We start from the raw sequence: 23172 nt of genomic DNA on the forward strand, positions 1-23172 counted from the left end.
CTACTAGGTTGAGAGTCTTTTATTCATAAAAGTCAACTCAAGAGGTGAATGACTCACTTCATCTATCTCGCCGCCGGAGATATGCACAACTTCAAAATGCTCAGACATACGCTCTATAAATTGAGTAACCTTAGACATGCAGTCTGGTATTGGTGACAATTCAATGGTTACAACACTCAACATGCTCTCTAACTTAATAATGTCCTCAACCATGTGATATTCATCACACGACATGCTGATATTCAGCATAGTGGCGTTGTCTTCAATAGTCCCGTACACAGCAATAAGTGTTTCTAAACTAATATCCACTTCATTAGTATGATCACTCACTCGGCGACGCAATAGTCGGTTGCCACTACTGTAAAAGGTATACAGTAAAACGCGGTTAAGTAGTTCTTTTACATGAGACTTACTTTGTTTTAATCGCCCAAACAAGGCGCTTTGCAGGGACTTAGCCCCACTACTCAGTGCACTACTCACAATTGAAGACAAGCTCAACTGATAGTCTACGCCAACCACTTTGCAGTCGGGATTAAGCTGTTGGAACGCTTTGTCAAAAGCCCAATTTTCATCCGCTCCCAAAGACAGTAACGTTTTTGTTTTTGCGATAGCACGTGCGGGGATCAGGTGACCACGCTCATGCTGCTCACCTACTCGCACGAGATCAGTACACTGATTTAAATCCAGCTGTAATTTATTGATCTCCACAACAAGTAACACCAAATTAACCTAAGTTAGTTTAAGTGTAACTTTAATATCTATGATTGTTTTAATAAAGTGTAAATTTAAGTCAAAAAGTTTCGTAATTTTTTTACAGGCTCTGCTATCTTGGTACAAAGAGCGTACTCAAGAATCGGATCAGCGCATTGGGTAAAGGGTACTTTTGATACACTTTATTTAAAAACTGCTGCCAAGCAATCTGCTTCAACCGACTAATCTCTTGCTCGTTGATTATGTCTTGATACAAATGAGCAAAGTCTTTTAAAAATTGTATATCTCTTCGTCTATTGTTCTTTGCATACCCTTTTCCTGCGTAGTGAATAAAGCCTTTGTGGCAATAATCGTCTTTACCGAACATGTCCATGCGATTGAAGTCAGAGCTGATTGACTGATGCCGTAGATGATTGCGAAATAGTTCATAATTGAACAAGGTTTGCTCATAAAAACGGATTTCATTGCATACTGCTTGTAGTCGAGATAGGGTCGCAAAATCAAATAAGCGACATCCTCTAGAGGCTAAAATCACACCAACATTGTAATAAACCGGTTTATTGTTAAAAGTTGGCCAATCAATTTCACCCAGCACATTTTCTATTAACGATTTCTCATGATGACGCGCGCAAACTTCTCCCTCATTGAGCATGTAAACGGTATCTAGGTCATCATATTTTTGAAAAATATCCTCAGTATCCGGATGCACCAAAATATCGGCATCTAGATATAAAACACGGTCATATTCATCTAGCAGCTGTCCGATACGCAGTTTTTCAGCCCATGCTGGGTTTGCGCCAAATTTGGGGGATTGAATATCAACTTTAAAAGTTAATGCATCAGCCACAACCAAATCAGCCCCTACTTTTTCAGCATAGTGACGAAAACTGTGAATAGCAGCTTGATACATAGGATTGCCCCCTATTGCCAGTGTAAAAATGACTTTGTTCACTCTTTTTCCCTACACATTGCACATGACTATCAATTGAGGTTACAACAATTCTAGCCGTAATAAAGTATGTCTCATTGACGGCCACTAACTTGATAAGTTCAATCAATGGTAAAAAGTTTAAAGTGAGTGCGCATAACTTAATACAATTTATTATCCCCAAACGGGACTTCGAGTTGGTTACTGCCTTTACGCATAGGCTGACCAATCATTTCATCGTAGGCACTTTGATGGCGAATGGTCATTTGATGGTAGGCAATATGGCGCACTAATTTTTGCAGTGCTAACGGGTTGCGCGCGCGAATGGCATCCCCTTCTTTGTCAACAACAATATATTCAGCTTCTCCCACACACGCTATCAACTGATACAAAGCAACATCTAATGAGTTTGCTACGAATTTGGTGACCGGTTGCATGTCATGCAGCGCTGCCAGTGTGATCTTCATTGTCATGCTCCAAATTATGGATATACGGTTATGAACCATAGGCGGATTAACCTCTATCCATAGAAACCCATAAATCACCTTCTGAATTTGATATACTCACCGTTTGTTTTACCGAAGTGAGTCGTTTATGTCTGAACCACACCATACACCACCTATGCGCCTAGCAAAGTATTTAAGCCATTGTGGTGTATGCTCTAGACGTCAGGCGTCAAGGCTTATTGAACAAGGGCAAGTGCAAGTCAATGGCCGACCAGCCAATCATATAGACCATGTCAACGATCAAGACGCAGTCTTCGTATCAGGTAAACGCGTTTCTGGACTGGCAGAAAAGCAACTGTATCTTTACCATAAGCCGGTGGGGATAGATTGCAAACTCAATGCGCAAGACCCGCATAGTTTAATCCACCATCTGCCAAATGGGCCTAGAGTGTATCCAATCGGGCGGCTTGATAAAGACAGCCGTGGATTACTCTTACTCACCAATGACGGTGAGCTATGCAATAAGCTGATACACCCCGATCACCACCAAGAAAAAGAATATATCGTTACGGTTGATAGAGACATAGACGCGCAATTTTGTCATCAAATGGCACAAGGCGTACCCATTGATGGCCAAATCACGTTGCCTTGCGCAGTACGACAACTTGATTCGGCCACCTTTTCCATAATTTTAAAACAAGGGCTCAATCGCCAAATAAGAAAAATGGCAAAATACTGTGGTCGACGTGTTATCGATCTCAACCGCATTCGTATCGCTAACCTCACACTTGACCCTCACGTGCTTGCTGAAGGCGACGTTCGCCAAATCAAATTAGAACAATTAACTTTAGCTCCCTCAAAAACTGAGCACAACCATCGCTACCGGACACGCGACGCCTAACAACCAAGTTGTGGAGCGTAATATGTCAAGGTCAAACCAATAAAAAACGCAGTACAAAACACGTGCAATAATGTGTGTCAGCGCCAACCACTGAATGGTACTTGTGATTGAATTAGTACCAAACACGACAGCTAGTGCCACAGCGAAAACGGCCAAAGACTCAAAGCAGTTGTAGTGTGCAGCCACTGCACGCGCGCCCTTTCCAGATAGCCGACGCTGAGCTCTTGGTTGCTTATTGTTGTACCCCCCTAGCTTGTTCATTTCAACGATCACGGGGATTTTTGCTAAGTACGGCAACAGCATACTTACTAAAGCACAGCTAATTATCAAATCCATAGCGATTTCCTTATTTTAGATGTAACGGCGTTTATCACTTTTAGGGCGTGTTTTAAAACGGAAAATTATGAGTCTGAGGGGGGAGAAATAAGTAAAGCCACTTTAAAACACCCTGTGGCTTTACGAGTAACATCATCTCAAGTATAAGCACATAACGATAAAACCACACTGCGACAGATTGTCGCACAACTCAATATAGCCAAGAAAAATTCTCAACATCACAATTTTTCATTCGAAAACTATCAACAACAATAGTAGTTTAGTAAAAAATTTCCAAATTTAGAGCCAACCATGGGATGGATATTCTTTACTTGCCTCGCCGCGTTTAGTCAGGCATGGCGCAACGCATTGCAAAGTAAACTAAGTAAGCATGCTAGTGTCGCCGCCGTCACATTAGCGCGATTTATCTTTGCACTTCCTTTGGCAGGGCTCTACCTATTCTTACTTTACCTAATTCAACCAGCCCCACAGCTTGAAATAAATAACCATTTTATTGGCTATGTTGTTGCCGCAAGTGTGATGCAAATCGTCGCAACAGCCTTGATGGTCGTCTTATTTAAGCAAAAAAGTTTTGCCATCGGCGCTGGCTTAGCCAAAAGCGAGGCCATCGTCGCGGCTATATTAGGGATGATTTTCTTTGGCTCTACTTTGACTTTTTTAGGTTGGGTAGGTGTCTTGATTGGTGCTGCGGCAGTGCTCATTCTGAGTGGCTTTAGCCTTCAAAACTTCAATATCAGGACCGCTGTATTGGGGCTTGCCTGCGGCACTTGCTTCGCGCTGACATCATTGTGGGTAAGAGAAGCCAGCTTAGCAAGTGCATTGCCATTTCCCCATAGTGCGGGCTGGGTACTCCTTTGGGTATTAAGTTGTCAAACTCTGCTGCTGAGCCTTTACATTACGTTTAAAGAAGCACACTCTTGGCAAGTACTTAAACAGAAGCTGTCATTAACGGTACTGGTGAGTGTGACAAGTTGTATTGGCTCCATTGGCTGGTTCAGTGCAATGAGTTTGCAACATGTAGCTTATGTCAAAACGCTGGGCCAAATAGAAGTCTTCTTTACGATTTTGATCGCCGCACTGTGGCTAAAAGCACCACCAAAGAAACGCGATACACTGGGTCTCATTCTCATTGCTATCGCAGCCACCTTGGTCATGATGAGTTGACGACGAAAATATGCCTCCATTTTCTGAGTGATATTTTTCACTGTCGGATCCTTCACCTATACTGAACAGTAACTCGTCAATATCGTTAGGATCTGTGTGCCAACCAGTCAGCATTACTTCAGTAAACCCGATGCGGTTGAGCAGGTTAAAAATAGACTCTTTAAGCAGCTCGCCTATTACTGCTGTGCGCTACATAGCTTCTTAGTTTTCTTTTTTTGGTATTGCGACGTGTCCTTTTTAGCACTCGTAAACATCGGCAGTGTGTCGCTTTGGGCGCTCGGTATCTATTTCTTGCATCAGCAAAGAAGCCATATAGCACTGCGCCTATTCTGCCTTGAAGTCACTTTACACTCAGTCTTAGTTTGCGCCACCTTAGGTATGGCATACGGATTCCAATATTACCTTTGGACGATTGCAAGCCTTATTCTTCTCGATTATCGCCTCAAATTAAAGTTCGCTTCTATGTTGGCATTGGGCCTGGTTATTACTTTTGCCACTTTATTTGAATTGTTCGACAACGTACCGAATACATTTATATTCAGCCAATGGGCACCGTATATTCACTTTATCAATGTTTTAATATGTGGACTGCCTTCTATTTACACTATTGGCCATATTCGTGAAATCACTTTCTCTCACCGCTATCAATTAGCTACTCTGGCTGCAAAAGACCCCCTTACAAATTTGTTCAATCGTCGATACGCCAAGGAGCTGATCAATAACGCGCAAGAAGATTGCTTAGCAACTTCCAGACAAATGTGTGTGATCATGGCGGATATTGACCATTTCAAAGCAGTGAATGATAAGTTTGGTCATGATGCCGGAGATGAAGTATTGATAGACGTTGCATTGAGACTGTCTAAATATGTGCTCAATTCAGACATCGCAGTGCGCTGGGGTGGCGAAGAATTTTTGCTTGTGTTGGTTAACTGCGATCTTGAACAAGCCCAAGCTCGGGCGGAGAACATTCGCCGCGATATTGCGATGCATGAATTTTACGGGGATACCCTCAAAGTCACCATGAGCTTTGGCGTCGCGCAGTGGCATCCCGCACTCCCTTTTAGCGTCGCAGTGCAACTTGCTGACGACGCACTCTATGCAAGTAAGGCCAGGGGTCGTAACTGCACAACGGCGACAACTCCCAGCCACACATCCAGCTTAGACTAGTGCATCACTGTTTCATTACGGCTGCCCATGGCTGGCCGGTAAAAGCTCAATTGTGTGAACAACCCCACCAGGTAATAACGGCGTTAATTGCCCTTGTGCGTAAGCCGTAAACCCGCTTCTATAGTATGGTGAAAGAGGGTGACCACTTTGTCCACCAGCCACTGTCATGACCGCTTTATGCAAGTGACCTGGCTGAGCAATAAATCGCTGCGACGCACCAAAACTGCGCTTTTGTACCGCTGGCATATAAGAATCACCAAATCCTGGTGCTGTTGGCATATCTAAAAAGCGACTCAGTACTGGCATTTGCTTGCTAAAGGGATGTTGAACCGTCAACGCATTTACTTTACCCCACTGCCAATCAATCATATTGCTGCCATGTTTTTGTGTCAGGTTTTGCTTGCTTTGATTATGGGCGTCTTCTAACAGTGCCTGCCAAGAGTCATAGCCACTGCGCCAACTCTCAGGTTGCTTTTCGATTAATTGCCACAAAGCCGGTTCTAAATATCGGGTTAAGTGGCTAAGCGTTTCTTTTTCCTTTTGAAGGCGATGCTCAAGCTGAGCAAAAACAAGATCAATGACAGAGGCGCGAAAATACTTAACTAGCGTATACCCTATCGAATCACTGCACGCACACCCTTGCCAGGCCTTTAAATGGCTCAGAGCTTGTGCATGGTCTTGTGCTTGCGCACGCTCCAGTGTCGCAGTCAATAGTGCGTGCCAAGGCATGAGGAACCGGGCTTCATTGTCTAATTGCAGTGCATTAAAGTCGGCCTCTGCAAATTGCTGCTGCGCAAATAAGCGATCTCTGATCTGCTGTGCTCGTGCACCCAATGCATAACCGCCATCGCCAAAACGGCGATGATCCATCGCCGACATTACTCGAGAATTGGCAGTCCATAATTTGCCATTTTCAGGGTTAACAACCCGCGGACGGTTTTGTTCATTTACGCGCCAAAGTTCAGCTTCAGCGCGCGCAGGAGCTACAGCAAGGTCATTAGGAAACACCCTTGAGGGCAATGCTCCTGTAGGTTGCCAAGCTGCATTACCTTGACCATCAACAACCATTAAATTTTGTACAGGAATACCAACATTGCTCGCGATGCTTAGTGCCTGATCAACTGATTTTGCGGTCTCAAATTGTAATAAGTTCAGATTCACCGCATAAGGCTGATGTGCTACCCACTGAAGCGCATATTGCTTGCCATTTAATGACTTAACTGGCCCGAATTGGCTCATCATCAATTCATAGTTATGTGACTGCGCATTTGGCAAAAGGATAGTTTGAGGCACTTTGCTGATTGGGTCACTGTGTGTCAGCTCAACCCAATCCGCTGTATCCAAGTACCCATTTGTAAAACCCCATGCAATATGATCATTGCTGCCCACCACGACCGCTGGCACACCCGGTAAACTCACACCAGTCACTTGCACATCTTCACCCGACTTGGTGTCATAATTGAGCTGCACACGATACCAAATGGACGGGACATCTAGCCCCAAATGCATATCATCAGACACCATTGCAGCCCCAGTCGAGGTCAGGCTCCCCATAACTGCCCAATTGTTGCTCCCATAAAGCAAAGAAGGTGCAATTTGTCGGTACGCAACCTCTTTTCTGTCAAATGCTAAGTCAGGAATATTAACCTCAGCAGCGGTTATTTTACTGCCATCCAAGGCAGCCTGATAAGTACTCGGTTGTAGAATAAAATCAACCATGTCTTGACCAAAGAGCTCTGCAATGTGAATGAGCGTCTTATCTCTTTTGTATGTCGCTGCTTGCAAATCCAAATACATGCTGAAAATTACAAGTAAGGAGTCCGCGGGTTGCCATGGCCTAGCATCGGCCCCAAGTAAAAGGTATTCGAAACTTGGCATACCAGATTGCGCGCGCCCTTCATTGACGCCATCGGCATAACTTTCTAATAACTGACGCTCCTGTTCATTCATCGCCGCAATGATTTTCTCACTGCGCTGACGAAACTGGTGAAATCGCATTGCTTTATCTAGTGACAATGCAGCTTCACCAAACAATTCGCTCAGCTCGCCTGCGGCATTTCGACGTAATAAATCCATTTGAAAGTAGCGGTCTTGACCATGTGCATACCCCATAACATACGCTGCATCAGTACGACTCTGCGCGCGGATGATCGCATGCCCCAATTGATCACGACTCAATTGCGATGGCGCATCCAATGTCCCGCTATACCCTCGGCCATCTAAGGCGGGTAAGCTCAGTGACAATACGCCATACACCGCTGCAGTCATTGCCAACCCTGCGAGAATGCCAATAGAGAACAAAATTTTAAACCATTTCAACATAGACTTTCCTTACATTTAGAGACGCAAATCAACATGCCTCATACCGACGCTAAAAACTTTGCCCTCGTATGTATAGCAAGTTGTCTGAAAGCAAGCAAAAAGATAACGCAATCACATTGCGCTGACATCATAAAGCATCTAGGTTGCACCAAATTGAATGCAACTTAAAGTTTCTGTGGATTTGGCGACTTCAAGCTCAGGCAACTATAGTTAATATATTCATGGAATCTATTGAAAAGACATGCAAACAGAGACGGTTGTACCGCAAAGGAAAGCATTTCTCTCAAAACTCAGCGTAATCCTATTGCTCGCTATCATTGTGGCCACAGGATGGTATATCGATCGTGTTAATCACAAGCATATGATTGAAGTACAAAAAAATAGTACTTATGAGCATGTGAATGTGTATAGAACACGGATAGAGGGAAAGCTAGCAGCCAACATACAGTTAGTCAGAGGCTTAGCGATTGCCTTGGGTAATAACAACTCACTGACACAACAAGAGTTTGAGCGTATCGCGGCGCCGTTGTTTGACTCCGAAGACGTCCTGCGCAACTTAGGTGCAGCGCCAGATATGATCATCCAATTTGTATACCCGCTCAAAGGCAATGAGCGCGCACTCGGGCTTAATTACCTCACCCACCCAACACAACGTAAAGAAGCCCTGCAAGCCAAAGAAAGCGGCAAGATTGTCTTGGCAGGGCCTTTAGAGCTCATGCAAGGTGGTGAAGCCCTGATTGCACGAGTGCCAGTATTTACGCCAGAAAAAACATTTTGGGGATTATTATCTGTGGTCATTGACATGGGTAAGCTGTATGCCAGCGCCCGTATCGATGAACTTGAAGACAATTATGAAATCGCCATTCAGGGGCAACACGCTCTCGGCGAGCAAGGTGCCTACTTTTATGGGTCAAGTGATATCCACCGCCTAAACCCTCTGGCCTTTAATATCAACGTTCCTTCAGGCTCATGGATACTGTACGCTGCACCACGCTTTGGCTGGTCAGGCGAAGACTCTGCTCTTTGGCCATTTCGTTTAGCTTTGGTCATCATCGTGATATTTTTTGTCATCGCGTTTGTGTTTTTTACACGTCTCTTACGGCAACTTGAAGATCAGGCCAACTCACTCACCAGTATGGGATCACTTGCACAGGTCGGGGCTTGGTCTGTCGATTTAGACAATCACAAAATTAGCTGGTCTACCGTCACTCAGCAAATTTTCAATGTGCCCCAACACTATCAACCCTCTTGGATGGGAAGCACTGAGTTTTTTAAAGAAGGCGCACAACGGAAAAAGTTTCAAGACGAAATGGGCAAAACAATCAAAAAAGGCATGCCGTTTGAAGGAGAGTTTTTAATAGTCCCTAAAGGTAAACCTCCTTGCTGGGTATTAATAAAAGCTCAAACCAAAAGAGTGGGCGCTAAAACGTTGGAAGTTTTTGGTTCAATCCAAAACATTCATGACCGTAAAACCATGGAAGTTGAACATGAAAAAGTTGCCAAGAACAATGAATTACTGGCACAACTGAGTACACATGAAGCAATCCTAAACAACCACTTAGATCGCGCTCAAGAACTCTGTATAGATATTGTCTGCCAAGGGGTAAATGCCAACAGAGCCAGCATATGGCTGTTTAATCATGAACAAACACATTTGTACCCAGTGTGTTTTAGTAACACCAAAAAGGATCGGCTACAACACTTTCCACCTTGGCGAAAAGCCTCGCAATCGGCTTTATTTAATGCCCTATTAGAGAAAAGTCCCGTTGAGGCATGGGCCGCAACCAGCCACGCAGTCACCCGATCAATTGCAGAGCAATACCTATCGCCATTTGAAATTGATGCCATTGTGTTTATGCCCATTCTATTCAAGGACAATATTTTTGGCGTATTGAGTGCGGAGTTTAATGCCTCTTATCCTCAATGGACACAAAGTGATCGACGATTTCTCAAAGCCATTGCGGCCATGATCGCGAGCCTGTATAGCAGTCAACAACAGCAGCAGGCGCAAAATAAGGCGATCATGGATAAAGAGCTTGCTGAACAATCTGCAAAAGTAAAAGCCACATTTCTTGCCAGCATGAGCCATGAAATTCGCACACCTATGAATGGAATTTTAGGCATGCTCGATGTGCTAGCCAGTTCAAACTTAAATGATGGCCAAAAGCGCCACCTTGGACTTGCGCAAAGCTCCGCGGAGTCATTGCTCACCATCATCAACGATATTTTAGACTTTTCGAAAATTGAAGCAGGAAAAATGACCGTCGACTTGGTCGAAGTTGACCTCGTACAAATTATCAGTGATTGTTTCGCGGCATTTGCACCCAAAGCGATTGAGCAGCACACCGAGCTGTTTTTAGATAGTCGTAACATGCAGTGTCAGTTTGCAAAAACGGATCCCCATCGCCTAAAACAAGTACTGAATAACTTAATCAGTAACGCCATTAAATTTACTGAAAACGGTAAGATCACGCTGACTTGTTATACCGAACAAACCAACTCAAGCACACGTTTGTGGTGCAGTGTTGAAGACACTGGCATCGGTATCAGTAAAGCACAACTCGATAAAATCTTTGAGTCATTTACGCAAGCCGACCTATCAACCACGCGTAAGTTTGGTGGAACCGGGTTGGGCCTGACCATCGCCAAGCAACTTTGTGAATTACTGGGAGGTGCGCTGCATGCTTACAGTAAACTGGATGTCGGTAGTACCTTTACTTTTTACATCGAACTGCAAAATGCCAAACCCATTGAAGCCATCGACAGTGCCAGCAATTGCCTCATAATCATAGATCAGCACCCGCAAACCGAGTTGAGTGCACGCCATATGCTGAATGCATGGCGGATCCCAACAGAACACTTTGTGCAAGTGCCCGAGGCCCTCGACTTTATCGAGTCGCAACATAATATTCAGCCAGCTTTTATCATTACCGCTTCGATATTGACACAAAGTTCAGAACTGGACTCGCAAGCGCTACTGAACTTGATCAAGAAAAACAATCTTAAATATGCCATTTTATGCCATACATTGGATGAACTGTCTGCCCACCCGCAATTCAATAGTAGCAATACCCTTTTGGCACCGCTCACCCCTGCAAATGCCTTGGCTTTACTACAAAATGACTCAACTCAATTGCATGCCCAAGCAGACGTCAAACTGGGCTGTAGAGTGCTATTGGTTGAGGACAATAAAATTAATCAAACCGTTGCGTTAAGCTTCTTAAATAAACTCGGTGCAAACGTTGACTGCGCTGCAAATGGTCGACTTGCATTGGCATGTTTAGAAGCATCAGAGACGGTGTATGATGTGATTTTAATGGATTGCCAAATGCCCGAAATGGACGGTTACACCGCGACACGAGAAATTCGCAAAGGGGTATGCGGTGAACTGCATCAAGACTCAGTGATCATTGCTCTAACAGCGAACGCCATGGAAGGAGATGAAGAAAAATGCCTCGAAGCCGGAATGGATGCCTATTTAAGTAAGCCAATTAATTTTGAACTATTGACCAAAGCACTGCGAGAATGGACGAGTACCGCTAGGAAAATGTCTATAAATAGCATAGAGTAAGTTTAATTTTGGGGATGCATTTTGCGCTTTTCAGGGCATTCTTTGGCTCAGTCATTGCGCACTAAATATGTGTTTCAAGTTGTATAAAGCATTAAAAAGGAAATCTATGAAACTCAGTCATATTGAACAAAGGCTAATTGGGTGCCTACTAGAAAAAGAAACAACCACCCCAGATCAATACCCTTTATCGGTTAATGCATTGACCAACGCCTGCAATCAAAAGTCAAATCGTGAACCTGTTTTGTCCTTGAGCGAAGCTGACGTGCTTGATGGGCTTGAGCAACTAAAAAGTCGTCGGCTAGTGATGTGTGACGAAGCCCTTTCAGGCCGAGTGTCAAAGTATACACATCGCTTCTGTAATACCGAATTCAGTAGCTTACAATTGAATGAACAGCAGCGCGCAATTGTCTGTTTAATGCTCTTGCGTGGTCCACAAACGCCCGGAGAATTGAGAACGCGTAGTGGTCGCCTCGCTGAGTTTAGTAATGTTGCCGAAGTCGAACAAGCCCTTTCTGAGTTACAAGCACAAGAGCTGGTCGTCAAATTACCCAGAGAGCCCGGCAAACGTGAGAGCCGTTATCAGCATTTGTTTGGTGATGCTGAAGTGCAACAAAATGCTCAAGAACCATTAGATGAGCCAAAAGAACTCACTGCCTTGCTAGATGAAATTAACCAGTTAAAAGCTGAGTTAAACATAATTAAGCAACATCTTGGGCTTTGACCGATATATCTAGAAAAACGCCATTGCTCCGAGACTTTAGGATCATTTAAACTGCAATACATAAAATAAAATTAGGCCAGAGGATTTCCAATGCGCGAAGCAATTATTGCCGAAATGAAAGTTCAACCCACGATTGATGTTGCCGAACAAGTGACACGACGCGTGCAGTTTATTAAACAGCGTTTACTGTTATCCCATTGTACCAGTTTGGTACTCGGTATTAGTGGTGGCGTTGATTCATCGACATGTGGACGCCTTTGCCAACTTGCTGTTGATGAATTAAATCAACAACAAAGTGAGAAAACCTATCAATTTATTGCGATGCGTTTGCCTTACGGCGTGCAAGCAGATGAAGATGAAGCCCAACTTGCAATGGACTTTATTAAACCAAGCCAAAGACTTACGGTAAATATTAAGCCAGCGGCGGATGCTTTACATGAGCAAGCCTTACTGGCCATGAAAGATGCTAAGCTGCCATTACCACAGCAAGCTCAGGTTGATTTTATCAAAGGGAATGTGAAAGCTCGCCAACGTATGGTTGCCCAATATGAAATTGCAGGACTAAACCAAGGTCTGGTTGTGGGTACTGACCATAGCGCTGAAAATATCACAGGGTTTTATACCAAGTTTGGTGATGGCGCTTGCGATCTAGCGCCTTTATTTGGCTTGTCTAAGCGCCAAGTAAGAGCTGTGGCTGCATATTTAGGTGCACCGGGACAGCTGGTTAATAAAGTGCCGACAGCCGACCTAGAGTGCGATAGACCAGGGTTAACTGATGAAGATGCTCTGGGATTAAGTTATGACAACATCGACGACTTTTTAGAGGGCAAGCCGGTGTCTGAGGCTGTAGAAAGTAAGTTAATTGAAATTTATCAGCGCACACAGCACAAGCGTCAGCCTATCCCAACCATTTATGACGCAGAGTAACGTCTCCATCGCCTTTGAACTTTGCGACGCATTGTTCAAAGGGCGCTCACCTTAACATCGTTATTAACACTTTAATAACACTAATTGTGTACAGCCACAGAAAACTCATGCTAGTTTAGTGATCACAAAGTCTTTCTAACTCGTATTTAACTGCCAATTGAAGACGAGAGATTGGAAAAGCACGTCTGCTGGATTTACCACTAAGCGGGTGAGGGCCACAATAACAGTGCCACTACACAAAGGAAACACCATGAAAGCCCCGATTTTAATCACGGGTGGTGCACAGCGCATCGGCCTTGCTATTACAAAATATTTTATCGACCAAGACATCCCAGTCATCATAACGTATCGGACCAAGCACGACGTAGTTTCAAACTTAGAAGCGCAAGGTGTGAAGTGTATTCAAGTCGATTTTGACAACCCTCAAGCCATCGACAATCTCGTATCACAAATAAAAGCGCACTCCCCGCAGCTGAGAGCTATTATCCATAACGCCTCTAGCTGGGACTGCGAAAAACTGAATCCTGACCATCACGCTCTATTTGACAACATGATGCAGATCCATGCTAAGACACCTTACCTACTGAACATGGCACTCGCTCCCTTGTTAAAGGCATCCAATGAGTGTGCAGACATTGTTCATATCACGGACTATGTCGCTGAAAAAGGTAGTCCAAAGCATATTGCCTATGCAGCCAGTAAAGCCGCGCTCGATAATTTAAGCCGCTCTTTTGCTGCCAAATATGCCCCTCAGATCAAGGTCAACTCAATTGCGCCGTCGTTAATCATATTTAACGACCACGATGACGCTGCATACAGAGAAAAAACCCTCAAAAAATCATTGATGGGGATAGAGCCTGGATGTCAGGAAGTGATTTCAGCTATAGAGCTTTTGTTAAACAGCAGCTATATAACAGGTAGAACACTTGCCGTCGACGGCGGCAGACACTTAAAGTAAATATTGGAGCATATCAGCGCCTCACGCCGCTGCGAATTGCTCTATCAAAGAATTGCGAGTCATATTATGCATGATGAATTAAAAAACAGTTACAAACAGATCATTAACGCGGTTGGTGAAGACTGCGATAGAGAAGGTTTATTAGATACACCTAAACGCGCTGCCAAAGCCATGGAATATCTCACTCAAGGATACAGGCAAACTCTATCGGAAATTACCAATAATGCCGTGTTTACATCTGATGCAGATGACATGGTATTGATCCAAGATATTGAACTGTATTCAATGTGCGAACATCACCTACTGCCTTTTGTTGGCCGCTGCCATATCGCTTACATTCCAAATGGTAAGGTGTTAGGCTTGTCAAAGTTTGCGCGTATTGTAGATATGTATGCTCGTCGATTCCAAATCCAAGAGCAGTTGACACACCAAATAGCGAAAGCGGTCGAAGAAGTCACTGGCGCTAGAGGTGTCGGTGTCATTGTCGAGGCAAAACATATGTGCATGATGATGCGAGGTGTTGAAAAGCAAAATTCGCAAATGCGCACTTCAGTGATGCTCGGCAACTTCAGAGAAGATGCGAAGACAAGAAATGAGTTTTTACAACTTGTAAAACACAGCTAAATTGCAAGGATATGCCATGATGCATAACGCGATTATTAACATTACGAATCTCAGGTTAAGAACATTTATTGGTTTTAACGAAGAGGAACGTGAAAAAAAACAAGATGTGGTTATCAACATTGAGATCCACTACCCGGCTGATACCGAATGCTTGCAACAGGATGAAGTGGAGCATGCACTCAATTACAAAACAATTACCAAAGCTGTGATTAAACTCGTTGAGGATGGGCACTTCTTACTACTAGAAAAATTGGTCGCGGATATTTTAGAGCAGTGTCACCAGCACCCTGACGTCACCTTTGCTCGGGTCCGTGTAGATAAACCCCATGCGCTGCGTTTCGCGGACTCTGTGTCTCTTACATTAGAGTGGACAAAGGCACTTAACCAGTAATTACCCCGCACGGCGTTAGCAATATGAGACGCCGTGCCTTAAAACACGCCCACTGCCAAAGCGATAACGAGCGCATATCGCAACCCTTTACCCACTGAAACCAACAGCAAAAACAGACTGAAACGGACTTTAAAGACACCCGCAACCAAGGTAAGCGGATCACCTATGATGGGCAGCCACGCGAATAGTAAACTCAATGGACCATATTTTTGGTAATGCACTTGCGCCTTTGCCAAACTCCTTTCCGACACCGGAAACCAACGATAATGACTTAATACTTCGACGCGTGTGCCTAAATAATAATTCACACAGCTACCGAGTACATTACCCAGTGTTGCAAAGAGCCATAATGGGGCTATTGCGCCCATTTGCTTTGCCACCATTCCTGACAACAAGAGTTCAGATGAGGCTGGTAATAACGTTGCAGAGATGAATGCACTAAAAAAGATACTCAAATAGACCATAAATAAAGATAAGTCCGCTAGCCACAACACATGACAAGGCTTGCCTTGTGCCAGAAAATACGCCTAAATAGGGCCAGCCTAACATAAGGACAGTAACAATGATAAAAAGATGTATAAACACAGCAACAATTGGGGCGTTTTGTCTATCTATTGCAGCATGTGGTACGACGGAATCCACTACGCCTAACCCTACCTATGAAACCTATATCAGTCATGGAGAGACCTTTAAACATACTCACTTTCAAGATGTCTCTGGTCGCTCAATTGACTTATCTCAAAAACCAGGCAACAAACTCATCATACTTTTTGCAACATGGTGTTCAGACTCCAAGCGAACCTTCAATGAATTAAATGCGTCCGAGTTAATCCATGACGATACCCTCACCATACTGGCTATCGGAAGAGAAGAAAAACCCGATGCGCTTATCGAGTTTGCAAAAAACTATCGTGTTACGGTACCGCTCATCGCAGATGAAGATAGGCAAATATACAATCAATATGCCAATAAAGGCATCCCACGACTGATCCTACTTGATGAAAACAACCGTGTGGTTAAAACTTTAATTGGAGAAAGTGAAAATATTATCGAGCAAGTAACGTGGAACTAACTTCAGATGTCGTCAATATACTTACGATGGCGAAGGTCATTCAAACGGCCGTCGCCCCCGTTTTTTTGCTTACCGGTATCGCGGCTTTTTTAGGGGTGCTCTCTAACCGATTAGCTCGGATCACTGACAGGGCAAGACTCTTAGACCGAAAGCTCAACGCCAACCCCGATGAAACATTACACTTTACGCTAACTCAAGAAATGCGTGCACTGTTGAAGCGCTCTCGCTGTATCCATATCGCGTTCAGCATGAGTGTATTAAGTGCACTCATGGTCTGTGCAGTCGTCGTTTTGTTATTCGTCTCTCACCTCTATACCTGGCCGTTGGGTATCACTGTATCGAGTTGTTTTATTGCCGCAATGTTATTACTGATCGGTGCTTTTATCTCTTTGCTTGCTGAAGTCATGCTCGCCACAAGGAGTATGAGACGCGGAATGATCTTTAAAGATATTGGCTAACTTTTATCATCCACCAGTAAGAGTAAGCACAACTTGAAGCTTGACGCCGTTCGAAACCGCCCATCCAGCAGCGGGAGTCTTACGCTCAATTGAAACCTATTTACTCGTCGTCAAAATTTAAACATAAAAAAACACCGGCTAATGCCGGTGTTTTCTATTTATGATTGCTAATGGTTAGCAGATTACTTTTGCTTGCGACGACGTAGTGCAGCAAATGGTGCAGCTAGTAGAGTCAACCAAGCTAGTGAACCTGAATCGTCATCACCATCGTCTTCTGCAACATCAATTACGCGCATTTCAACACGTACTTTATCTGAGTACTTGCCTTTTGCGTCTTTCGCCATGATGTCGAAGCTGAACTGACGATCGAATTCGAAGTCTAGGTTACCTGCAACAGCAAGTTGACCTTCTGCATTGACAGACACAAGTGTTGTACCAGTGATTACAAACTCAGTTACGTCGTTATCGAAGTCTGAGAATGCGATAGTGCCAATTACAGTGCCTACTGGGCTATTTTCTTCGATGTTGAAGCTTTGACCTTCATCAATCATTGGCTTGCCTTCAAGCTGATCTTCTTCAACGTTGAATACAACTGTTACCGCTTCTGACTCAAGGCCATCCGCATCAACCGCAGTTACCATTACTTCTTGCTTCGCGCCTAGGTCAAAGTCAACTTCACCAGCAACAGTGATTTTACCTTCAGCATCGATTGCAAATGCGCTAGAACCATCAACTTTGAATGAAGCAACGTTGTTGTCTTGGTCCATGAACTCAAGCATGCCAACTTCTGTACCAGCTGCAACGTTTTCTTTTACGTCAAACTCTTGGCCTTCAGCAACTGCTGGACGCTTCTCATCATCAGTATCAACTTCGTTTGTGATGTTAACTGAAATTTCAGCTTCGCTTGAGATGTTACCTTTCACGTCAATCGCAACAACTGATAGTGTTGCCATGTACGCTTCTTCGTAATCTAGTAATGCGCCATCAGCAACTACTAGCTCACCAGACTTAGAAACTGAAATACCAGCATGTGTGCTTGAACGTACGAAGAATTCAGAAACCGCAACAGTGTGGTCTTGTTCAACCAACTCGATTTGTCCAAATACAGTACCTGTAGCTGTGTTTTCAGCAACGTCAAACATCGCTTCTACAATTTTAGGAGCAACTGTCGCAGGCTCTGTTGGGCCAGCTAGATCTTGTGCTGTGATAGCTTCTACAACACCATCGTTACTTGCTAGAGCAAATGCAGACGCAGAGTTTACATATGCAACCGCACCTGGTGCTAGAGTAGTAATAGCGTTGCCATCTTTGTCTTCTAGCTGCGCGTTAGACGTTGCAAATGTAGTCGTACCCGCTAATGTATCAGTCACTGTAGAGATACCTAGTTGATAGTTATCGTAACCTACAGATGCTTCAATACGCATCTCTTGACCTAGGTTGGTTGTATCTAGACCGATTAAGTTTGAACAACCAGTGAATGTGATTGTGTTACTACCACCTTCGTGAAGCATACCTGTTAAGAATGCCCATTGAGGAGCACCATCTACAATCTGACCACTTACTGTACGTGCACGGCCGATAACTGCTGCACTGCGGCCTACATCGTTGTAGTTCGCTAGAGCATAGTCATAAACACCATCGTTGTTGATGTCTAGGTTCATCTGGTAACCAGCTTGACGGTGCATTAGTAGCTCATCATCAAGTACGATTGAGCCTGTAAAGAATGCGCCTGAGCTACAGTTATCATTTGCAAATACGTTGAAAGTAACGCCCTGAATCGCAAATGGCTTGTCACCTGAGTCAGAGTCATTAGAAGCAACTAGTTGGTCCGTAGTGACATTGATCTCAGTGAAACCAGTGTTAGTTACCATTAGACGGTCAGCATCGTCGTAGCTCAATGTTACCGCTTCGCTTGCTTTAGGTAGCACGTGGTAAACTAAGTGTAAATCGTGGTCGCTGTCCGTTGACGCATCATTGAATACTAGCGCACCATCAAACTCAGAAACAGTTAGTGCACTTGCACGTGCTGCTAGGTCATTTGCAGATTGTGGGTTAGGAAGATCCCACTCAGGTAGCTTGCTTGGGTCGATAGTAATTGTTACATCAAACTCAACCGCTTGACCTGCTGGTACCGAAACTTCAGCAGGGAAGTCCCAGCTAAGTGCACCAGTAGCGTCATCGTTTGCGAAACGTGCAACTTTAGATAGCGCGTAAGTCTTCGCTTCTGATGAGAAGTTTTTCAAGGTTACAGTTTTAGTGTATGACGTTGTTTCTTCAACTACATCAAAGCCAAATGACAATGCACCTTGATTTGTGTCAAATCTTTCTTGCTCAACCCATGCAACCGCTTCTGAAGCAACTGCTTTTTCAACGTCAACAAGACCAGCACCAATTAAACTGATAGGTGCTAGCTCTGCGTTAGCATTTAGCGTTGCAGGCTCCATGATGACATTTAGGTTTGCTGTATTCATTAGTACAGCTTTAACTTCTTCAGCAGATAGCTCAGGACGTGCTTCACGTACTAGTGCTACCGCACCTGCTGTAATCGGACCAGAGAATGAAGTACCTGTAGCGCCTGCTAATTGGTCTTGAGTACCCGTCGCAGCAACCTGAATATTTACACCAGGAGCTGTGATTTCTGGCTTAAGTAGGCCGTCCATTGAAGGACCACGTGAAGAGAAGTCAGCAACAGTATCGATTGCTAAGTGTGATTCTACACCAAAGTTAAATGTAGGCTGTTGCGATGTAGCTAATACTGCTTTAATTGCTGTACCTGTATCCTGAGTTACAGAAATAGTTGGGATAGTTACTTCATCACTTGTACCACCAAGACCTGGTGCACCACCAGCAACGTTGTTTGCGATGATAACGTACTTAGCACCTTTCGCTTGCGCGTTTAATGCTTTAGTTACGAATGCACATGCACCACGGTCGATTAGCACTGCTTTACCAGTAAAGTCAACGTCGTCACCAAATGCAGCACACCCATCTTGGTTTGCATCTGGGTATACAAGCTCTGTGTCTTCGTTAGAGAATGAGAACGGGTCTTGTGGACCAAAGCCAGCTGTACCCACTTCAACACGGTTACCATCTACTGTACCAACAGCGAATAAGTCATTGATAGTTGGGTGACCCATTGCGCCTACAGATAATGCGTTAGGTGTCGTACTTGGACCACCGATACGGAATGGGTGGTTACCATCGTTACCTGCAGAGATAACAACGTTTGTACCTAGCTTAACTAGTTTATGAATAAGGTATTGAGTACCATCGATAGCAGACGTTTCAGTAGAACCGAATTCACCACCTAGTGACATGTTGATTACGTCAACACGATCGCTGATATCGCCGTCTCCATTTGGATCCATTGCATCTTCAAGTGCACCTAGCTGTGCTGCAAACGGACAACCACCGCCACACACAGAGTAAACATATAGTTCAACATCTGGAGCAATACCGGTTACAGAGTGAGATACAGAAGTACCGTGCGAAGAAGCACCGTCATCTGGGCTAGTTGGATCAGGGAAGTTAGGATCGCTTTCAATTGGATCTGGATCATCACGCATGTGGTCGTAACCACCAACTACTTGACCCTGTGGCCAAGTTACCGCTCTTGGATCAGACTGCGCTTCTTCGTACGCCTCTTTAGTGCCTGCACCGCCGAACACTTTGTGTGTGTAATCAATACCAGTATCAAGTACCGCTACTTTTTGACCTTTACCAGTGTAACCTGCCAAGTTAACTGGCGCTGCTTTGATGTACTCGTTTGCATCAGCTACGTGCAACTCATAATCACGAAGAGGAAGAACACGCTCTACATTTTTGTTTTTCTTGATTTGCGCTAGTGCTTCTTCAGATGCTTCAACGATTAGTGTTGACGCTAAGATTTTAGTTGAACCAACAACCTTAACATCTGCAATTTGTTCAACTAGTTGCTCAGTTACGTCTTGTTGTGCAGCTTCGATAGAAGCATATGTTGCGCGCGCGTCGCTAGATGAGTAGTTACCGCGTACCATTAGGTCTGCAGCAGTGTCTTGCTTAAGAACAACTAGAAATGCTTCTGCACGGTTTTCTTTAAGAGCAGCTTGGTCTACTTCTGCTACTACTGTATTAGCTAAACGAGTTGTATTGGTCTCTAGTGATGCAGCACTTACTGACGCTGCTGTAAGAGCACCTGAGACAGCCATAGCTACCGCTGTCGCTTTAAATGAATACTTGGCCATAGTTTCCCCTAGGACTTGTTGTTTAATTTGGTGTTTATTTATATTTAGAGAGTAGAATCAATCATCAATATAATGTGACTACATGGTTAATTGCAATAATAGAAATACAATTAAGTTACAAATATTGCAATTTAACTTTTCATAAATATATAAACACCTGTTTTTTATGAATAAAATGCAATGTAAAAGAAAGTAAATGAATGCGAAATAAATTTCCTGTAAACAAACCTCACCATCAGGAAGTGTTTTAGCAACAAATCAAATTTTATACAGCAATTGCTTACCATCTATTAACCTCATTCTCCTTGCTAATTGAGAGAGAAACCCTTAAAAAGATGTGGAATTATTTATTTAGGGGCACATATGAAAAGTTCATTAACATTATTGGGTCTATTAGTAGGGCTCAGCTTCAATAGCCAAGCTGCCAGTTCAATGTTTGAAAACAGCGAAGATGCAATTGAGTACCGCAAAGCCAGCTTTCAATTAATTCGTTACCAAATTGGTGATATGGGTGACATGTTGAAAGGCAAAATCCCTTTTGATGCAAAACGGTTTGAAGAGCGCGCTCATAACGCAGCTCAGCTTTCAAAAATGCCTTGGGAGGCATTTATCCCGGGCTCAAACCAAGGTGATACCAGCGCATTACCTGCCGTTTGGAGTGATAAAACAACATTTGATAAAAAAGCAGCCGACTTTGCCAAATACGCAGATGCATTAGCACAAGCATCTAAGTCAGGCGACAAGAAAGTAATAGCCAAAGCATTCAGAAATTGGGCTAAAGGCTGCAAAGACTGCCACAAGTCATTCAAAGACTAGTGAAAACACAAAGATGCCGCATCAGCAGATGCGTGTATACGTAAACAAGAGAGTAAAAAGTCTATTCCTTTTTCTCTCTTTGTCATGTTTTAACAACCATTACTCATCAAAGTAGTCAAAGTCATCTTCACCCAAGTTCCGCCTCAAGCGTTTTTGCTCTAGATAATCATCCAGTTTTTTACGCACCTCCTGCCGCTGCCTGTTGGTATCTTTATCGTTTAAGCCACCAAACTCATCTTGGTATTCTTCGTCCAAAGGATCATAGGAATATGTTTTACCCATGATTGACTCCTATTCAACTAACCTATGCCAGCTTATTCAAAGCTGATAACTCAATTGACTCTATGCACACAATGGCACACTCAGTGCAAATTCCATCTCATCGGCGCACTATCACACATAAGGTTATTTAGTCTTAAATAGGCCACTTTTACAGTGAATGATTTTTATCGTAACGATTTAAAAAACTAATTAAGCTAATTATTAGCCAACTCCACCAACTAGTGGGCAATTTATAAACTACATATCCATACAAAATGCATTAAAAAACATTAAGCCACTGATTTTAATAAAATAATAAGATTGGCATCGAAATTGAATTTCCTTATCTATCATCAATGCATAAGGACTCCACAATGAAACAAGCACTACTATTGACTGCCATTTTATCCTCTGCCCCTGTACTGGCACATAACGACAATCATATTTCATTCTCTAGCGACAATTGTCAGATTGAATTTCAAAATAATGTCGCGATTACACCTACGGAAGTGGCGATTACCACAGCCAATTCACAAAGGCTTACCATTGATGCTGACGGTCAAACCTTTATCAATGGCCAACAAGTCGATGTTTCTGAACAGCAGCAGCGCGCACTCACGCATTATGCGGATACGCTGCGAGTCGAATTGCCAAAAGTCGCTGAGATGGCAACGGATGCCGTCGACTTAGCCGAGGTAGCGCTCAATGAAGTGGCAATTGCATTTGATTTAAATGGATTAGAGAAACTCTCTTCAATGCTTGAAGAAATCAATCAAGAAGTCCACGCTACATTTTATCAACAAGGCAGTTTTGTGATGGGGGAGCAAGCGTTTAATGACTTCAGTGAAAACTTTGAAAATCAGTTTGAGGAACGTATTGAAAAAGCCGTAAAAAGCGCGATGTTTGAGTCCATTGGCTCTTTGCTTGTCACGATTGGTTCTGAAATGAACAACTCGAATGGCAACATGCAAGCTTTTGAACAGCGTATGGAAAACATGGGTAAGCAAATAGAAGAAAAAGTCTCAGCCCAAGCTGAGCATTTAGAACAGCAAGCAGAATCAATGTGCGATAACTTTGCACACATTGCTGAACAAGAAACTGCTTTATCTCATGCTATCCCGGCGTTATCCAGCTATAGCCTCATGCGCGTTACAGCACAATAGCAAGATTTCCAA

General features: G+C 43.7%; 21 protein-coding genes. 13 read left to right on the forward strand and 8 right to left on the reverse strand.

The window, feature by feature from the left end:
* Positions 1-3: 3 nt before the first annotated feature.
* The 3 genes from A7985_RS20645 to A7985_RS20655 all read right to left on the reverse strand — a co-directional run bounded on the left by A7985_RS20645 (position 4) and on the right by A7985_RS20655 (position 2106).
* Positions 4-720, reverse strand: a complete 717-nt coding sequence (locus tag A7985_RS20645) for a hypothetical protein (protein ID WP_065792360.1) — start codon at positions 718-720, stop codon at positions 4-6.
* Between the two features lie 103 nt (positions 721-823).
* Positions 824-1663 carry a glycosyltransferase gene (locus A7985_RS20650; RefSeq protein WP_065792361.1) on the reverse strand — a complete coding sequence of 280 codons (840 nt, stop codon included), beginning with the start codon at positions 1661-1663 and terminating at the stop codon, positions 824-826.
* 137 nt (positions 1664-1800) lie between these two features.
* Complete coding sequence (locus A7985_RS20655; protein ID WP_065792362.1) at positions 1801-2106, reverse strand: DUF6482 family protein; 306 nt, start codon at positions 2104-2106, stop codon at positions 1801-1803.
* Positions 2107-2233: 127 nt separating this feature from the next.
* Between A7985_RS20655 and A7985_RS20660 the strand changes: the two genes are divergently transcribed.
* Positions 2234-2986, forward strand: coding sequence for a pseudouridine synthase (locus tag A7985_RS20660; RefSeq protein WP_256096817.1), 753 nt, complete (start codon positions 2234-2236; stop codon positions 2984-2986).
* Here A7985_RS20660 and A7985_RS20665 read toward each other — a convergent pair.
* Positions 2942-3322, reverse strand: a complete 381-nt coding sequence (locus A7985_RS20665; protein WP_065792363.1) for an MAPEG family protein — start codon at positions 3320-3322, stop codon at positions 2942-2944. The genes A7985_RS20660 and A7985_RS20665 overlap by 45 nt on opposite strands.
* 291 nt (positions 3323-3613) lie before the next feature.
* Between A7985_RS20665 and A7985_RS20670 the strand changes: the two genes are divergently transcribed.
* Positions 3614-4486, forward strand: coding sequence for a DMT family transporter (locus A7985_RS20670; protein WP_065792364.1), 873 nt, complete (start codon positions 3614-3616; stop codon positions 4484-4486).
* Between the two features lie 96 nt (positions 4487-4582).
* On the forward strand, positions 4583-5653 hold the full coding sequence (locus tag A7985_RS20675) for a GGDEF domain-containing protein (RefSeq protein ID WP_065792365.1): 1071 nt from the start codon (positions 4583-4585) through the stop codon (positions 5651-5653).
* Between the two features lie 15 nt (positions 5654-5668).
* Here the strand turns inward: A7985_RS20675 and A7985_RS20680 are convergent, their stop codons facing one another.
* Positions 5669-7975 carry a penicillin acylase family protein gene (locus tag A7985_RS20680; RefSeq protein WP_065792366.1) on the reverse strand — a complete coding sequence of 769 codons (2307 nt, stop codon included), beginning with the start codon at positions 7973-7975 and terminating at the stop codon, positions 5669-5671.
* Between the two features lie 241 nt (positions 7976-8216).
* Between A7985_RS20680 and A7985_RS20685 the strand changes: the two genes are divergently transcribed.
* From A7985_RS20685 to folX, 6 genes are all read left to right on the forward strand, one after another.
* Positions 8217-11546, forward strand: coding sequence for an ATP-binding protein (locus A7985_RS20685; RefSeq protein WP_065792367.1), 3330 nt, complete (start codon positions 8217-8219; stop codon positions 11544-11546).
* A 106-nt stretch (positions 11547-11652) separates the two neighbouring features.
* Entirely contained in the window at positions 11653-12267 is a 615-nt protein-coding gene (locus A7985_RS20690) for a YceH family protein (RefSeq protein WP_065792368.1), read from the forward strand.
* Between the two features lie 90 nt (positions 12268-12357).
* On the forward strand, positions 12358-13194 hold the full coding sequence (nadE, locus tag A7985_RS20695; protein WP_065792369.1) for an ammonia-dependent NAD(+) synthetase: 837 nt from the start codon (positions 12358-12360) through the stop codon (positions 13192-13194).
* A 250-nt stretch (positions 13195-13444) separates the two neighbouring features.
* A complete protein-coding gene (gene folM / locus A7985_RS20700) occupies positions 13445-14152 on the forward strand; it encodes a dihydromonapterin reductase (RefSeq protein ID WP_065792370.1) in 708 nt (235 codons plus the stop codon).
* 66 nt (positions 14153-14218) lie between these two features.
* Positions 14219-14776 (forward strand): GTP cyclohydrolase I FolE, encoded by a 558-nt coding sequence (folE, locus tag A7985_RS20705; RefSeq protein ID WP_065792371.1) that lies wholly within the window; start codon positions 14219-14221, stop codon positions 14774-14776.
* A 19-nt stretch (positions 14777-14795) separates the two neighbouring features.
* Positions 14796-15167, forward strand: coding sequence for a dihydroneopterin triphosphate 2'-epimerase (gene folX, locus A7985_RS20710; protein WP_065792478.1), 372 nt, complete (start codon positions 14796-14798; stop codon positions 15165-15167).
* 38 nt (positions 15168-15205) lie between these two features.
* Here the strand turns inward: folX and A7985_RS20715 are convergent, their stop codons facing one another.
* Positions 15206-15631 carry a YqaA family protein gene (locus A7985_RS20715; protein WP_065792479.1) on the reverse strand — a complete coding sequence of 142 codons (426 nt, stop codon included), beginning with the start codon at positions 15629-15631 and terminating at the stop codon, positions 15206-15208.
* A 98-nt stretch (positions 15632-15729) separates the two neighbouring features.
* Between A7985_RS20715 and A7985_RS20720 the strand changes: the two genes are divergently transcribed.
* Positions 15730-16239 carry a TlpA family protein disulfide reductase gene (locus A7985_RS20720; RefSeq protein WP_065792372.1) on the forward strand — a complete coding sequence of 170 codons (510 nt, stop codon included), beginning with the start codon at positions 15730-15732 and terminating at the stop codon, positions 16237-16239.
* A 26-nt stretch (positions 16240-16265) separates the two neighbouring features.
* Complete coding sequence (locus A7985_RS20725; protein WP_065792480.1) at positions 16266-16697, forward strand: DUF2721 domain-containing protein; 432 nt, start codon at positions 16266-16268, stop codon at positions 16695-16697.
* Between the two features lie 182 nt (positions 16698-16879).
* On the opposite strand, the gene A7985_RS20730 is transcribed toward A7985_RS20725, so the two are convergent.
* Positions 16880-20920, reverse strand: coding sequence for a S8 family serine peptidase (locus tag A7985_RS20730; RefSeq protein WP_065792373.1), 4041 nt, complete (start codon positions 20918-20920; stop codon positions 16880-16882).
* Between the two features lie 363 nt (positions 20921-21283).
* Between A7985_RS20730 and A7985_RS20735 the strand changes: the two genes are divergently transcribed.
* Positions 21284-21736: a c-type cytochrome gene (locus A7985_RS20735; protein ID WP_065792374.1), complete on the forward strand. Its 453-nt coding sequence runs from the start codon at positions 21284-21286 to the stop codon at positions 21734-21736.
* Between the two features lie 99 nt (positions 21737-21835).
* On the opposite strand, the gene A7985_RS20740 is transcribed toward A7985_RS20735, so the two are convergent.
* Entirely contained in the window at positions 21836-22018 is a 183-nt protein-coding gene (locus tag A7985_RS20740) for a PA3496 family putative envelope integrity protein (protein WP_065792375.1), read from the reverse strand.
* Between the two features lie 353 nt (positions 22019-22371).
* Between A7985_RS20740 and A7985_RS20745 the strand changes: the two genes are divergently transcribed.
* On the forward strand, positions 22372-23160 hold the full coding sequence (locus A7985_RS20745; protein ID WP_065792376.1) for a DUF2884 family protein: 789 nt from the start codon (positions 22372-22374) through the stop codon (positions 23158-23160).
* Positions 23161-23172: the final 12 nt, after the last annotated feature.

Origin of the sequence: Pseudoalteromonas luteoviolacea (assembly GCF_001696455.1) — a bacterium.
Lineage (GTDB): Bacteria > Pseudomonadota > Gammaproteobacteria > Enterobacterales > Alteromonadaceae > Pseudoalteromonas > Pseudoalteromonas luteoviolacea_C.